Here is a 15971-nt window from a genome sequence, read left to right on the forward strand (position 1 = left end):
ACAAACTGACCCTAGTCACATACTTATGTATGCTCCTAGGGCTCAGTTTGCTAGCCGCCTTCCTACAACTCGAATTATTTAGGGTGTATTCCAACTTTCGTAATAGGAATATTCAACACCGAGTTCAAGGGCATAACAATCTGGTTATTATGCAATTGGCGGATGAAGCAGATTAATAAGGCTTCTTCAATACTAATCCCATTTTTCAGGGGCCAAAGCTCTATGTTACTTGCCATTTATTAGGAAACAAGTAAAAAATCGCGATAAAACATTTCTGTTGAAGCGAAGCGTGGTTATTGAGCTTAAAAGCTATAGTAATAGTAAGTGAATAAAAGAAAAAGAGGGTTTTGAAGCTCTGGGCAAGAAAAGTGCAAATTCTTACCCAGAGCTGGGGAAAAGCGACTTAATTAACTGGCTTTTTCCATTTTAGGCAGGTCAAACGCTTTTCTGAGTTGATTGACGAACTCATCATCTTCACAAATAGTTTTTCCTGGGCTATCAGATAGCTTAGCGACAGGCTTACCATTGCACTCCACTAGCTTAATCACAATATTCAACGGGGTTACATTTGGTATATTGCAGGTTAGACGCGTGCCGATACCAAAAACAAGGTTAACTCGTTGATGAAAATAACGATATAATTCAAGTGCTTTCTGCAAGTCTAAACTGTCTGAGAACACCAGCGTTTTGCTCATAGGGTCAATACCCAATTTTTGATAGTGAGCAATGGCTTTTTCTCCCCATTCGATCGGGTCCCCCGAATCATGACGCAATCCTTGGTAGCGGTTCGCAAAGTTAGCATCAAAATCACGCAAAAAGGCATCCATGGTGATACAGTCAGTTAATGCGACACCCAAGTGATTAGGATATTCATCTAGCCAACTCTGTAATGCCTCGCGTTGGCTATTTGCTAACTCCGGGCTGATTTGCTGGTGGGCTTGGAACCACTCATGGGCTTGTGTGCCAACAGGGGCTAAGTCTAACTCGTGAGCAAGTTTGTAGTTGCTTGTTCCTACAAGATGAGGAAATTCTTGTTTAAGCATCGAAACGATGGCGGATTGCACATCGTAGGAAAAACGGCGGCGTGTCCCGAAGTCCATCAGCTTAAACTTAGACAAATCGAGTTGGTGCTCATCGGCTTGTCGGTAGAATACATTCAATAGCTTTCTAAGTTGTTGAACGGCATCATCAGCAGTGATATCTGGGTGCCGGTCTTTTTGCACAATTTCACTGACTAAAGCAAGGAGAGGGACTTCCCACATGATGACTTCACGCCAAGGCCCGCTTATGCGGATCGCTAATTGGCCTTGGTCTGTGACACTGACAGCAACTTGTTCTGGGTTAAAGCGAAATGACTTTAACCACATAAGATAGTCTTCTTGGAAGAAAGGTAAACAGCGGAGAAAATTCAGTTCATCATCAGAAAGTGATAACTTAGCCATCAACTGAATTTGTTGCCTGATTTCATTGGCGTAAGCACCTAAGATCTCACTGCTACGACAGCGGAATTCAGCGACAACCGGTACCTGATAGTAACGGTGGAAAACGGCCTGCTGCATATGAAGCTTGTAAGCATCGGTATCAAGCAGTGATGTAATAATTGGTGTAGCGTCTAAATTCATGGCACGCAGACATCCTCGCGGAGCTTATCTTTACCACTAATGCTGTTAATTTTTACTCTTGTTTCCCTTGAAACCTGTTTGATTTTCAAAAGTCACAATGAGATAAAAGCGGCAATAGTTGTTAGCTAAATCGTTAAAGTTGCAAAAGTATACCCACTTTAGCAAAAGATAGAAGTGTTATTCCACCTCTTGCTTTCAAGGAGCACGGCAATCTAAATTCGCGCATTGCTTTTCTGTATAACTATTTTCTGTATTACTATGAAATCAAATAAATACGCTTTATTTGTATTGTGTCTCATAAATTGTGTCCCATAGAAACAGACAAAAGCATTAATCACCAAAAGATACTAACACGCCATAGAATATTTAATAGTGCTATAGCACCAACAAGCAAACGAGTTTTTAACAAAATTAAGTACGGTGAGCCATATAAAATTAACATAACCATAAAAATAGATAACATTTTTTGATGAAAATGTTTCTCAAATCCATTCACATTATTGTGGCTTATAGTATTGTATAAGTAATAAAGCAGTACGATATTGAATATAACGAATTAAAAGGTTACTTATGACCCAGTTAAGACAAGCGAAATATCGTCAGGATTATCAAGCACCTGATTACACAATTACAGAGATTGACCTCGATTTTAATCTTGACCCAGTGAAAACGATTGTTACCGCAGTAAGTAAGGTAAAACGCCTTAATCCACAATCATCAACGCTTGAGCTCAATGGCGAAGATTTATCGTTAGTCAGCATCGAAGTCGATGGTAAAGCGTGGCAAAACTATAAAGAATCTGAAGGTAAATTGATTATTGAATCATTACCTGAATCTTTCACACTACGGATTGTGAATGAAATTAGCCCTGAGAAAAATACCGCCCTAGAAGGGTTATATGTTTCAGGTGAGGCGTTATGCACACAATGTGAAGCGGAAGGTTTCCGCCATATTACCTATTACCAAGACCGACCAGATGTATTAGCTCGCTATACCACCACAATTACAGCTGATAAATCACGTTATCCTTATTTACTTTCAAATGGTAACCGTATTGCAGAAGGTGAACTGAATGATGGGCGTCATTGGGTGAAGTGGGAAGACCCATTCCCAAAACCAAGTTATCTATTTGCCTTAGTTGCAGGTGATTTTGACGTTTTAAAAGACACCTTTGTCACTCGCAGTGGTCGTGAAGTTGCGTTAGAGCTCTTTGTTGATAAAGGCAATTTAGACCGCGCACCTTGGGCAATGCAGTCCCTGAAAAATGCCATGAAATGGGATGAAGAGCGCTTTGGTTTAGAGTATGACCTTGATATCTATATGATTGTTGCCGTTGATTTCTTCAACATGGGAGCAATGGAAAATAAAGGGTTGAATGTCTTTAACTCTAAATATGTTTTAGCTAAAAGCGAGACAGCGACGGATAAAGACTATCTGAATATCGAATCCGTAATTGGCCACGAGTATTTCCATAATTGGACAGGAAACCGCATTACTTGTCGTGATTGGTTCCAATTGAGCCTTAAAGAAGGGCTAACCGTTTTTCGCGACCAAGAATTTAGTTCAGATTTAGGCTCTCGCTCTGTTAACCGTATCAACAATGTCAAAGTAATGCGTTCGGCTCAGTTTGCTGAGGATGCAAGCCCAATGGCGCACCCAATTCGCCCAGACAAAGTCATTGAAATGAACAACTTTTATACTTTGACGGTATATGAAAAAGGATCGGAAGTCATTCGCATGATCCACACTCTGCTGGGTGAGGAGATGTTCCAAGCAGGTATACAACTTTATGTTCATCGCCATGATGGCAGTGCGGCAACCTGTGACGATTTTGTGCAGGCGATGGAAGATGCGTCAAATGTTGATTTATCATTATTTCGTCGTTGGTATAGCCAATCAGGGACACCAGTTTTAACTGTTCGTGATGAATATGTGCCAGAAAAACAGCAATATACGCTACATGTTAGCCAAATGACGCCACCTACGGCAGATCAAGCTGAAAAGCAACCATTGCATATCCCATTGGATATTGAGCTCTATGATGAACAAGGTGAAATTATCACGCTAAAACGTGAGGGTAGCGTGGTAAATTCGGTGCTAAACATTACGCAAGAAACTCAGACGTTTGTTTTTGATGAGGTGACAAGCCGCCCAGTTCCATCCTTATTGCGTGAGTTTTCAGCCCCTGTAAAATTAGATTACAACTATACAGATGAGCAACTAGCTTTCTTGATGCAGCATGCAAGTAATGAATTTGCTCGTTGGGATGCGGCTCAGCAACTCATTAATAATTATGTAAAAATTAATGTAGCTCATTATCAAAAAGGTGAAACATTAGTTTTACCTGAGCCAGTGGTAGATGCTTTTCGCGGTGTATTATTAAGTGATTCGATTGATCCTGCATTAGTCGCATTGATCTTAACGTTACCTTCCGAAAATGAGCTGGCAGAATTATTTACGGTTATCGACCCTGTTGCGATCCACGAAGTTGTAAACTTTATTCATCATCATTTAGCGGTAGAAATGCATGATGAACTTCTCTCGGTTTATCGCTCTATTAATATTGATGGCTATCGTGTTGATCACCAAGATATAGCTAAACGCTCATTGCGTAACATTTGCCTGCAATACTTAGCCGCGGGTGATGATAGCGAGCTGGCGAACAAATTAGTGTTGGAACAATACCAATCTGCCGATAACATGACGGATTCATTGGCCGCATTGACCGCAGCTAACGAATCACTGTTACCTTGTAAAGCACAGTTAATGGCAGACTTTGATGAGCGTTGGCACCATGACGGGTTAGTTATGGATAAGTGGTTTACCCTACAAGGGGCGAACCCTGCGAAAGAAGCCCTTGCTAATGTACGTGAATTATTGGGGCACCGCTCATTTAGCATGAGTAACCCTAACCGTGTTCGCTCACTTGTTGGTGCTTTCACAGCGGGGAATCCTGTTAATTTCCATGCGGAAGATAGCAGTGGTTATCAATTCCTGTATGAAATTTTAGTCGATCTGAATACACGCAACCCGCAAGTGGCTTCAAGACTGATTGAACCGTTGATCCGTTTAAAACGTTATGACGAAAAGCGTCAAGCGCAGATGCGCAAAGTGCTTGAGCAATTAAAAGCGCTCGATAACCTTTCTGGTGATCTATTTGAAAAAATTACCAAAGCGTTAGAAAGCTGATTTATATATAGCTAACCAATTATTGGTTTTAATAAGCCGCTAAAATTTAATTTAGCGGCTTATTTGTTTATGGCAAGAATGGAATATTAAATGAGAGATAACTATCATAAAGTGGTTGTTTTCCTCAAAAAACTAGGCAAATGAATTTTTATTGATTTTTTCATGGTAAAAGGGCGGTGAGATAGGGTAATCTATAGCGCGTTTTATCCGACGAAAAAAATCGCATGTATGAATGGCAGCTCGGCAAATCGTATTTGGCGGGGTTTTAGCATGCGACATGATGTCTACTCTATTGAAACGTACTAGTAAAAATAGGTTATTGGATATGCTATATCACCTTGCCCGCAAGGCACTATTCCAGTTCGACCCTGAAAAAGCTCATGAATTGACTTTTCGCCAGCTTCAACGTTTAAATCATTCTCCTTTTCAATGCCTTATTCGCCAATCTGTTGCCACTAAGCCCGTTCAATGCATGGGACTTTCCTTCAAAAACCCACTAGGACTCGCAGCGGGTTTAGATAAAGATGGCGAGTGTATTGATGCTTTCGGTGCCATGGGGTTTGGGTTTATCGAAATTGGTACGGTAACTCCTCGTCCTCAGTCTGGTAATGACAAACCGCGGTTATTTCGACTTGTAGAAGCTGAAGGTTTAATTAACCGGATGGGGTTTAATAATAAAGGTGTCGATAACCTTGTCGAGAATGTTAAAAAATCGAATTACGGTGGGATCATCGGTATCAATATTGGTAAAAATAAAGATACGCCTGTCGAACAAGGTAAAGATGACTATTTAATTTGCATGGATAAGGTCTATGCACATGCCGGTTATATTGCTATTAATATTTCTTCCCCAAATACACCAGGGTTGCGAACATTACAATATGGCGAAGCACTGGATGATTTATTAAGTAGCATAAAAGCAAAACAACTTGAATTACAATTACAGCACCAAAAATATGTGCCAGTTGCTGTCAAAGTTGCGCCTGATTTATCTGAAGAGGAAATTATCCAAGTTTCAGATAGCCTAGTTAGACATAATATCGATGGCGTTATTGCAACGAATACCACGTTAGACCGCTCTTTGGTTCAAGGGATTAATCATTGCAATGAAGCGGGTGGGTTAAGTGGTCGTCCTGTGCAATTAAAAAGTACGCAAGTTATTAAACTTATTTCACGTGAGTTAAATGGAAAACTGCCAATAATTGGAGTCGGTGGAATTGATTCTCTTACCGCGGCACGTGAAAAAATGGAAGCGGGTGCCTCTTTAATTCAAATTTATTCTGGTTTTATTTACCATGGGCCAAAATTAATTAAAGATATTGTTAATCATATCTAGTAATAAATTGTAAATTTACGTATCAAGGGGGTTTATTTATTCCCCCTTTTAAACTATATTGCTAATAGTGGCTATTTTTATATCAAATTGATACCAATTTGCAGCTAGTTTGCTATTTAGATAACGACATTATCCGACTATTTATAAAGTAATTTATTTAGCAGATAATTTAGCGCATAAAAATACGCTTTAGAGTAAATTTAGAGAAGATCATGATATCGATCCTTTCTATTATATTTACCGGTAAATCGCTAAAGGATCGTTTATGAATATTAAACCTGATGATCATTGGCGTTGGTATTTTGATCATGACCATAATAGGGTGATGTTAGATCTCGCCAACGGCATGATATTTCGTTCATGTTTTCCTGCTAAGATGCTAACGGTTTTTGCTCGTAATGAGATGCCATTTAGTATCGAAGATGCAGGTGAATATTATTTATTCGATGAGCAGGCTAAAAGATTAAATATTACTCATGAAGAAAGAGCTGAATTAGTCTTAAATAGCTTAGTTGCTTTTCGTTTTTTAAAACCACAGATGCCAAAGAGTTGGTATTTTTCTTCATTTCACTATATTCGTGAGCCTAAGCAAGGGCAAATAATTCAAGTGTGTTTAGAAAATACGAACCGTTACTTCACATTTATTATTGCGGAAGCTGGTCCATCTGCGAGTTTATGTTTATTAGCTGAACCAATATTAGAATTACCCGATCGAACTTTACGGTTTTGCGATCCAATTAAGATCATGAACGATCGCATGCTTGAATATTCATCTAAAGTGAAACGTCAACTATACGGTAATGCTATTTAGGTGATCGCCAAAGATCGTGGAAAAAAGAATAACTAAATAAATAGGCTTTTGTTAATTTAATTAATCTCGTTTTGAGTGTTTAACACCATCATAGAATTGAACCCTTGATGGTGTTAAAAAGCAAAACCAACGCTTAATTAAATGCTAATTTAACGGATGTTCTCGGGATACAGCTACAAGCGAGTATATAACCATTTTCTTTAATGGCGCTTTGTTTTAACGGGGTGACTTCCCCCGAAATCAGTTTAATTTTACAGCGGCCACAGATACCAGCACGACATGAATAAGGGATCGTTAGACCATTGGATTCTAATTGCTCAAGGATCACATTTTGGTTATCACCTTCATATTCTGTTTCTTCAAAAATTAAACTGACATTATTGGCTTGAGTTTTTAAACTATTAGCAGCTAGATCACTTTCCCGTTCTTGAACTAAATATTGTTTTGCTGGTTTAGTTTCTAATACCGTCAGGGTATCACCAACACGAATAACCCCCGTATTTTTAATAATCACATTTTGTCCGAAATCGACATCACCAGTTTCATCTGAACGGAAGGTTTGCAGTGTTGCAAGTGGCTCACTGTGAGGATGTTTAATTCCTTTTTCTGGGCTAACGGTCGTTAAAATGCACCGGCTACATGGCCTATCTAATGTAAAGACGACATCACCTATTTGAATGGTTTTCCATGTATCTTCTTCAAAAGGCTTGGCACCTGTAATAATTAAATTGCCACGAAACTGCTCTAATTTAATACTAGCAGGGCAACGGCGCTGTAGTTCTTGGACTGAAGCTTCGTTGATCAGTAAGAAAGGGTAGCCATCAGCAAAAGACATCGGCACATCTTGGTGTTCTTTGACACGGCGAGAAAGCTGTGGGCTCAGCCAGCGTAGTTGTACGGGCTCATCAAAAAAGGTACTTAACCAACTATTTATCGCTTCAGGCGCAATAAGTGCATGAAAATGATTGCCCCAAACTTCAGTAGGGCTCTGCTTATCGTTAAAGTCCTGATACAATACCGTTGCACTTTCGCCATTTGGTGCTCGCAAGTGAAGACCATTATTGAGCATTACCGGTGTAAAAAGTAACATTTGTGGATATTTTCTCGCCGTAATAAATTTACCTTCCAGCGTGGTTACCATAAAATTACGATCAAAAGTCAAACCGCTAATATCAGCGAAGGCGTGGGATAAACGAACTCCTCGCATAGATTTAACTGGGTGTGTGTAAAGGCGCGAAAGCGTTATCATTTTTTAATCCTTATAATTGTGCGTAGCAACTTTATGACAACTGCATAAGATTAGCTATAATGCGCAACAATTTTTCATCCAAATTGGTAATAAATACTATGAATTCTCTGTTTGCCAGCACAGCTCGCGGCCTTGAAGAACTACTGAAAACGGAATTAGAATCGCTTGGCGCTAGCCAATGCAAAGTGGCCCAAGGGGGTGTCTATTTTCAAGCCGACGAACGTGTCATGTACCAAAGCCTACTGTGGAGTCGGCTGGCATCGCGTATTTTATTGCCACTGAATGATTTTGATGTCTACAGTGACTTAGATTTGTACCTCGGTGTACAAGCTATCGACTGGAGTGAAATTTTTTCAGTCAATGATACCTTTGTTGTTCATTTTACTGGGACTAATGAAGAAATTCGCAATAGCCAATACGGTGCATTGAAAGTGAAAGATGCTATCGTTGACAGCTTCGTACGCAAGCTTGACCAGCGCCCTGATGTGGCTCGTCAACAAGCAGATATTCGTATCAACGTCTACCTGAATAAAGAGAGAGCCAGTGTGGCACTCGATTTAAGTGGTGATTCATTACATATTCGTGGCTACCGTGATTTGGCAGGCCAAGCGCCCTTAAAAGAGACACTGGCGGCGGCAATTATTAACCGCTCAGGTTGGCAGCAAGGAACCCCATTGGTCGACCCGATGTGCGGTTCAGGAACATTATTAATTGAAGCTGCAATGATGGCAACGGATAAAGCCCCCGGCTTACACCGTACGCATTGGGGTTTCTATGCGTGGTCTAAATTTAACGCGGAACTTTGGCGTGAATTAACTACGGAAGCACAAGTGCGTTTTCGCCAAGGTTTGAAAGAGACGACATCCCGCTTTTATGGTTTTGATATCGACAAGCGTGTACTTGAAATGGCTCGTGCTAACGCACGTCGCGCAGGGTTACAAGATTTAATTACCTTTAAGCAAGGTGATGCAGCAGCATTAGAAAACCCAGTTAATACTAATACGCTAGGCACCATTATCAGTAACCCACCTTATGGTGAGCGTTTAGAAAGTGAGCCTGCTTTAATTGCGCTACATAGTCAGCTAGGGCGTATCGTGAAGGCCCGTTTTCCTGGGTGGCGTTTATCGATTTTTAGTGCTTCTCCTGAGCTACTTAGCTGCTTGCAACTGCGTTCAGAGCGTGAGTTTAAAGCCAAAAACGGCCCTTTAGATTGCGTTCAAAAGAATTATCAATTAGCGGCTACACCGTCAGAAACCATTGCGGAAATATCACCTGATTTTGCAAATCGTTTACGTAAAAATATCAAGAAATTAAGTAAATGGGCGAAGCAGCAAGGGATCGATTGCTACCGTGTTTATGATGCCGACCTACCTGAATACAATGTTGCGGTTGATATTTATGGCGATAAAGTGGTGATCCAAGAATACGCGCCACCGAAAACCGTAGATGAACGCAAAGCTCGTCAACGTTTGTTTGATGTGATCACTGCAACAATGAATGTGTTAGAACTGACATCGAATCAGCTAGTGCTAAAAACGCGCCAGCGCCAAAAAGGCAAGCAGCAGTATGAGAAATTAGCGCAAAAAGACGATTTCTTTTTAGTACAAGAATACAATGCGAAAATGTTGGTGAATTTGACGGACTATCTGGATACGGGGTTATTTCTTGACCACCGTATTGCCCGTAAAATGTTAGGCCAGATGAGTAAAGATGCGGACTTTTTAAATTTGTTCTGTTACACCGGTACTGCTACTGTGCATGCAGGGCTTGGTGGCGCGAAAAGCACCACTTCCGTTGATATGTCACGTACTTATCTTGAGTGGGCTGAAAAAAACCTACAAGCGAACGGGCTAACAGGTCGTCAACACCGTTTAATTCAAGCGGATTGCTTGAGTTGGCTGGCGAATAGCCAGGAACAATTTGATTTGATCTTTATTGATCCCCCAACATTTTCAAATTCAAAACGCATGGATGGTACATTTGATGTACAACGGGATCATATCCAGTTGATTACCCATCTAAAACGGTTATTACGCCGTGGTGGAACCGTGATGTTCTCTAATAACAAACGTGGTTTCAAAATGGATCTTGAAGCAATTAAAGAATTAGGATTACAAGCACAAGAAATCACAGCGAAAACACTGTCAGAAGATTTTGCTCGTAACCGTCAAATACATAACTGCTGGCTAATTAGCCACGCAGAGTAAGGATAGAATCAATGGCTTTAATTAATTTGTCGGGTGCATACCTTTCGTTTAGTGATGCACCTTTACTCGATAATACTGAAATTCATATCGAAGATAACGAACGTGTATGTTTGGTTGGCCGCAATGGTGCGGGTAAATCAACGTTAATGCGTGTGTTAACGAAAGAGCAGCCGCTGGATGACGGTCAATTAATTTACGAACAAGACTTGATTGTTGCTCGCTTACAGCAAGATCCACCGCGTAATATTGAAGGTACTATTTTTGATTTTGTGGCTGAAGGCGTTGCAGAACAAGCTCAGTACCTTAAAGATTATCACCATGTTGCGAAAGAGGTCGAAACCGACCCGAGCGAAAAAAATCTCAATAAATTAGCTGAATTACAAGAGGTGTTGGATAACCGTAATTTATGGTTATTGGACTCTCGTATCAGTGATGTACTGAAAAAACTTGGTTTACCTGCGGATGCAGAATTATCTTCATTATCAGGTGGTTGGCTACGTAAAGCGGCTTTAGGTCGTGCGTTAGTGAGTAACCCGCGAGTACTCTTTTTAGATGAGCCAACCAACCACTTAGATATTGAAACGATCCTTTGGCTGGAAAATTTCCTAAAAGACTTCCAAGGTAGCATCGTATTTATTTCCCATGACCGTTCATTTATCCGCAATATGGCAACGCGTATTATTGATTTAGACCGTGGGCAATTAGCGTCTTGGCCGGGTAATTATGATGACTACTTGGTGAATAAAGAAGAAGCTTTGCGTGTTGAAGAGATGCAAAATGCAGAATTCGACCGTAAATTAGCCCAAGAAGAGACGTGGATCCGCCAAGGTATTAAAGCGCGACGGACTCGTAACGAAGGGCGTGTTCGTGCGTTGAAAGCGTTACGCGTAGAGCGTTCAGAGCGTCGTGAAGTGATGGGCACAGCGAAAATGCAAGTGGGTGAAGCTGCCCGTTCTGGAAAAATTGTGTTTGAAATGGAAAATGTGAATTACCAGGTTGATAATAAAGTACTGGTAAAAGATTTTTCAGCTCAAGTATTACGTGGTGATAAAATCGCTTTAGTTGGGCCAAACGGTTGTGGTAAAACAACATTGTTGCGTTTAATGCTGGGGGATTTACAAGCAGATAGCGGACGAGTGCATTGTGGTACTAAGTTGGAAGTCGCTTATTTCGACCAGCACCGTGCGGCATTGGACCCAGATAAAACCGTGATGGATAACTTAGCGGAAGGCAAACAAGAAGTCATGGTGAATGGTAAGCCACGTCATGTTCTTGGTTATTTGCAAGATTTTATGTTTCCACCAAAACGTGCGATGACCCCTGTTAGGGCGCTTTCTGGTGGTGAACGTAACCGCTTGTTACTTGCACGTTTATTCCTAAAACCAAGTAACTTATTGATCCTCGATGAACCGACTAACGACCTTGATGTCGAAACTTTAGAGTTACTCGAAGAGTTAGTTGATGGTTACCAAGGAACGGTTTTATTGGTTAGCCATGACCGAGAGTTTGTCGATAACAGCGTGACAGAGTGCTGGATCTTCGAAGGTAATGGGGTCATTAACCGTTTTGCTGGCGGGTATTACGATGCTCAACAGCAAAGAGCACAAACCGTGAGTTTGAAAGCAGAACAAACAGGTAAAGTAGCTGGCCAAGATAAACCGACGAAACCGAAAGAAGCGGTAAAACGGTCAAATAAGCTCAGTTATAATTTATTACGTGAATTGGAACAATTGCCAGCAAAATTGGAGCAACTTGAACGTGATATTGAAACACTGCAAGCTCAAGTTGGTGATGCTGATTTTTTCAACCAACCACATGATGTGACAGAAAAAACGCTGAGTCAGCTATCTTCAAAAGAAGCTGAATTGGAGCAAGCGTTTGATCGTTGGCAAGAGCTTGAATTGCTGAAAAACGGCTAATAACGCTTTAATTAAAGGAGCAAATACACTTTGTGCAACCATGAGTCTCATGAACATGTGCTTTGTCCTCAGTGTGACATGTTGGTTGCGGTTCCTGAATTGGAGCAAGGAAGCAAGGCAACATGTCCACGCTGCGAAACCACATTGGTCTCAAAGTGGCGATATCCGTATAAGCAGCCAGCAGCATATGCATTCAGCGCATTAATTATGCTATTTGTTGCCTGCTTATTCCCCTTTGTTAAGATGGGCGCCGCAGGGATTGAAAATGAAATCTCGCTATTCCAAATTATTGAAATTATAGCCGCCACGCGCTATAGCGGTTTGGCACTCTTTTTTCTATTCTTTTCATTGATTATCCCTGCATTTTGCATGGTCACAATTATCCTTTTAGGGTTGCAAGTTCATATTCCTAAAGGCATTAAAGTGGTGATCACCCGTATTTTGTTCCAAATGAAAGCGTGGTGTATGGCTGAGATTTTTCTAGCGGGGGTCTTAGTCAGTTTTGTTAAATTAATCGCTTATGGCGATATTGGCATTGGGTTAAGCTTTTTACCTTATTGTGTATTTTGTATGCTGCAAGTGAGAGCTTTTCAATGCTTAGACCGCCATTGGCTATGGAACCGAATTGAAGCAGCACCGAAATTAGATAGGCCGTTAATCGTCGGCCAGACGGGTATTAAGCAAGATGTACGTTTATGTCTTGTGTGTACGGCAATTTTACCTGCTGAACAATCAAAATGCCCACGCTGCCACTCTCATGGTAGTGTACGGAAAAATCAAAGTTTACAATGGACTTTGGCACTTTTAGTGACATCAATTATGTTGTATATCCCTGCAAATGTGTTGCCAATGATGACCACAAATACGTTGGGAACAGCATTAAATTCGACCATTATTGATGGCGTCATCTTGCTGTGGGAAGACGGATCATATCCTGTTGCCATGGTGATTTTTATTGCCAGTATCATGGTGCCTACATTGAAAATGATTGGAATTGCATGGCTTTGCCTAGATTCCAAAGGGTACGGTAATCGCGACCCACATCGTATGCATTTTATTTATGAGTTAGTGGAATATGTTGGCCGTTGGTCAATGATAGATGTGTTTGTTATCACTATTTTAGCCTCTTTGGTTCAAATGGGGCAGTTGATGAATATTGTCCCTGCGATGGGGATTATTTTCTTTGGTGTGGTTGTTATTCTCACAATGTTTGCAGCGATGACTTTTGACCCTAGATTAACTTGGGATCGCTGTGAAAGAAAAAATGCAGTAAATACTGTTGAACAAGAAGGAGTCATCGGGTGACTGATAAAGAAACACCACAGGCCAATGCCAAAATTAGCAAGCTAAAAAGTTGGTCGCCTGTATGGGTGATCCCAATAGTGACAGTCTTGCTTGGTGCTTGGGTCTTATTTTACCACTTTAGCAACCAAGGCCCTGAAGTGACATTAATCACTTACAATGCCGAAGGAATAGAAGCGGGTAAAACCAAAATTAAAAGCCGCAGCGTTGATATTGGCGTTGTCGAAAGTGTGACACTTGATGATAACTTTAGTCGAGTGATCATTAAAGCGCGCTTGAATAACGAAATGAAAGAGTTGTTGCGTACCGATTCCGCGTTTTGGATTGTAAAACCGACAATCGGGCGTGATGGCGTCACCGGGCTGGGCACATTACTTTCAGGTGCTTATATTGAGCTTCAGCCGGGGTTAGCGGCAAAAGAGCATTTCGAGTTCACTCTATTGGATACTCCGCCTCTTGCATCACCAGATGCCAAGGGCATTCGTGTCGTATTGGTGAGCGATAAGGCAGGGCAGCTAAACCCGGGTGACCCAGTGTTATTCCGTGGTTATCGAGTCGGTTCTGTTGAAACCAGCGACTTTGATATGGATAAACGCGATATGCGCTATCAATTATTTATCAATGCACCTTATGACAAATTGATTAGTTCAAATGTACGTTTTTGGAAAGACAGCGGTATTGCTTTTGATATGTCATCCCAAGGTGTTCATGTTGAAATGGGCTCAATTGCTACACTGCTTACCGGTGGTGTAAGTTTTGATGTTCCAACGGGGTGGGTTCCTGGTGCAAATGTGAAGGAAAATACTGAATTCCAACTGTTTGACAACCAAAGCAGTATTCAAAACTCCTTGTATACACAGTATCAAGACTTTGTCTTATTTTTCTCAGACTCAGTGCGAGGCTTGCAACCAGGTGCACCGGTAGAGTTCCGTGGTATTCGTTTAGGTACCGTTGCACAAGTGCCTTTTTATACGGAAGGTTTAGACCAATCTCTGGATAATGACTTTAGAATTCCTGTTTTGATCCACATTGAGCCGGAACGTTTCTCTAAGGATGTCGGTAAGAACTTTAATTTGAAAAATGAATTAAATTTAGCCTTGAAAGATGGCTTGAGGGCATCATTAAAGTCAGGGAATTTACTCACTGGCGCATTATTTGTTGATCTAGATTTTGTGCAAAATGCAGAGCCTTATAAAGGCCCAACTGTGGTTGCTGGCTATAAAATCATCCCAACAACCAGTGCAGGTTTAGCGCAAATTCAACAAAAAGTCATTGCGGTGTTGGATAAAATCAACAATATGCCAATTGAACCGATGCTTAACCAAACAACACAAACATTGGCAGAAGGGCAGAAAGTTGTTAAAGAAGCTAATGCGATGTTGGCACAACTCAACAAAGTTATGGCGAGTAAAGAGTTCCAAAATTTACCTCATGACTTGCAAAAAACACTGCAAGAAATGAACCGTGCAATGCAAGGTTTCCAACCTGGTTCACCAGCCTATAATAAAATGGTGGACAACATGCAGCGTTTAGACCAAGTATTGAGAGAAGTTCAGCCGCTTTTACGTACTTTGAATAATAAGAGTAATGCGTTAGTTTTCGAAGCTGAACCAACGAAGGATGTTGAGCCTAAAGGAGTGAAAAAATAATGAGATATTTACTATCGATATTTGTTTTATTATTGGCAGCTTGTAGTAGTACTCCAGAGAAAAAGTACTACCAATTGCCAATGAAAACTCCTCAGACACAATCTGCAGAGGTGATGAATAAAGGCCAAGTATGGTTGCAACGCATTATGTTATCAGATGTGCTGACATCAAATGGGATTACCTACCAGACGACAGATGTCAGTTATACCAATGCAAGTACACATCTATGGGCTAGCCCATTAGAGCAACAGCTTGGTCAGTCGATGGTGAGTGAATTATCTGCAGCGTTACCTGAAAAACTGGTGTCTTTGCAGCCATTACAGAACTCACCGGATACACTTGATATTACTTTAACAGCCTTTAATGGGCGATATGATGGCAAAGTATTAATTCAAGGTTTTTGGACTTACTCTCATGATAAAAGTGTGATCCGTCGTAATTTTGATGTGCAGCTAGACCAAAATGAAGATGGCTATCCTGAGCTGGTTCGTACGTTATCGATGGGTTGGCAACAAGTGGCTGAGAGTATTGCGAAAGAGATAGATAAATACTAATCTTTGGTTATTACTTAAGTAATTTATATTAAATGCACCTTGAATATATGTGGTTTATATATTCAAGGTGCATTTTTAATTTAATTAAATATAGATATTCTTTTAATTTATATATTAGTGAATAATAATTGCT

The 15971-nt window shown here is 40.7% G+C and carries 10 protein-coding genes; 8 read left to right on the forward strand and 2 right to left on the reverse strand.

The features are described from left to right. Nucleotides 1-407: 407 nt before the first annotated feature. A complete protein-coding gene (gene pncB / locus CYG50_RS04840) occupies nucleotides 408-1622 on the reverse strand; it encodes a nicotinate phosphoribosyltransferase (RefSeq protein WP_102138499.1) in 1215 nt (404 codons plus the stop codon). 570 nt (nucleotides 1623-2192) lie between these two features. Between pncB and pepN the strand changes: the two genes are divergently transcribed. The 3 genes from pepN (at nucleotide 2193) to CYG50_RS04855 (ending at nucleotide 6958) form a co-directional block, all read left to right on the forward strand. Beyond that, complete coding sequence (pepN, locus tag CYG50_RS04845; protein ID WP_102138500.1) at nucleotides 2193-4811, forward strand: aminopeptidase N; 2619 nt, start codon at nucleotides 2193-2195, stop codon at nucleotides 4809-4811. A gap of 325 nt (nucleotides 4812-5136) precedes the next feature. Beyond that, nucleotides 5137-6147, forward strand: a complete 1011-nt coding sequence (gene pyrD, locus CYG50_RS04850; RefSeq protein ID WP_102138501.1) for a quinone-dependent dihydroorotate dehydrogenase — start codon at nucleotides 5137-5139, stop codon at nucleotides 6145-6147. A gap of 265 nt (nucleotides 6148-6412) precedes the next feature. Beyond that, nucleotides 6413-6958 (forward strand): cell division protein ZapC, encoded by a 546-nt coding sequence (locus CYG50_RS04855; RefSeq protein ID WP_102138502.1) that lies wholly within the window; start codon nucleotides 6413-6415, stop codon nucleotides 6956-6958. A 133-nt stretch (nucleotides 6959-7091) separates the two neighbouring features. Here CYG50_RS04855 and CYG50_RS04860 read toward each other — a convergent pair whose 3' ends face one another. Further along, a complete protein-coding gene (locus tag CYG50_RS04860; RefSeq protein ID WP_102138503.1) occupies nucleotides 7092-8207 on the reverse strand; it encodes a YcbX family protein in 1116 nt (371 codons plus the stop codon). A 98-nt stretch (nucleotides 8208-8305) separates the two neighbouring features. Between CYG50_RS04860 and rlmKL the strand changes: the two genes are divergently transcribed. Genes rlmKL through pqiC form a run of 5 tightly spaced genes read left to right on the forward strand, consistent with a single transcriptional unit; the run spans nucleotide 8306 to nucleotide 15838 of the window. Next, the gene (rlmKL, locus tag CYG50_RS04865; RefSeq protein WP_102138504.1) at nucleotides 8306-10414 is read left to right on the forward strand and encodes a bifunctional 23S rRNA (guanine(2069)-N(7))-methyltransferase RlmK/23S rRNA (guanine(2445)-N(2))-methyltransferase RlmL; all 2109 of its coding nucleotides are present in this window, start codon (nucleotides 8306-8308) and stop codon (nucleotides 10412-10414) included. 11 nt (nucleotides 10415-10425) lie between these two features. Then, entirely contained in the window at nucleotides 10426-12333 is a 1908-nt protein-coding gene (locus CYG50_RS04870; protein WP_102138505.1) for an ABC transporter ATP-binding protein, read from the forward strand. 30 nt (nucleotides 12334-12363) lie between these two features. Further along, entirely contained in the window at nucleotides 12364-13638 is a 1275-nt protein-coding gene (gene pqiA, locus CYG50_RS04875; RefSeq protein ID WP_102138506.1) for a membrane integrity-associated transporter subunit PqiA, read from the forward strand. Next, a complete protein-coding gene (gene pqiB, locus CYG50_RS04880) occupies nucleotides 13635-15284 on the forward strand; it encodes an intermembrane transport protein PqiB (protein ID WP_102138507.1) in 1650 nt (549 codons plus the stop codon). The genes pqiA and pqiB overlap by 4 nt, the downstream gene beginning before the upstream one ends. Continuing rightward, the gene (gene pqiC, locus CYG50_RS04885) at nucleotides 15284-15838 is read left to right on the forward strand and encodes a membrane integrity-associated transporter subunit PqiC (RefSeq protein ID WP_102138508.1); all 555 of its coding nucleotides are present in this window, start codon (nucleotides 15284-15286) and stop codon (nucleotides 15836-15838) included. Before pqiB ends, pqiC begins: the two co-directional genes overlap by 1 nt. Nucleotides 15839-15971 lie beyond the last annotated feature (133 nt).

This window comes from Providencia huaxiensis, assembly GCF_002843235.3.
Classification (GTDB): Bacteria; Pseudomonadota; Gammaproteobacteria; order Enterobacterales; family Enterobacteriaceae; genus Providencia; species Providencia huaxiensis.

Coding starts and splice junctions, on each gene's coding strand:
- pncB (WP_102138499.1), bottom strand. CDS start 1,622: ATGAATTTAGACGCTACACCAATTATTACATCACTGCTTGATACCGAT.
- pepN (WP_102138500.1), top strand. CDS start 2,193: ATGACCCAGTTAAGACAAGCGAAATATCGTCAGGATTATCAAGCACCT.
- pyrD (WP_102138501.1), top strand. CDS start 5,137: ATGCTATATCACCTTGCCCGCAAGGCACTATTCCAGTTCGACCCTGAA.
- CYG50_RS04855 (WP_102138502.1), top strand. CDS start 6,413: ATGAATATTAAACCTGATGATCATTGGCGTTGGTATTTTGATCATGAC.
- CYG50_RS04860 (WP_102138503.1), bottom strand. CDS start 8,207: ATGATAACGCTTTCGCGCCTTTACACACACCCAGTTAAATCTATGCGA.
- rlmKL (WP_102138504.1), top strand. CDS start 8,306: ATGAATTCTCTGTTTGCCAGCACAGCTCGCGGCCTTGAAGAACTACTG.
- CYG50_RS04870 (WP_102138505.1), top strand. CDS start 10,426: ATGGCTTTAATTAATTTGTCGGGTGCATACCTTTCGTTTAGTGATGCA.
- pqiC (WP_102138508.1), top strand. CDS start 15,284: ATGAGATATTTACTATCGATATTTGTTTTATTATTGGCAGCTTGTAGT.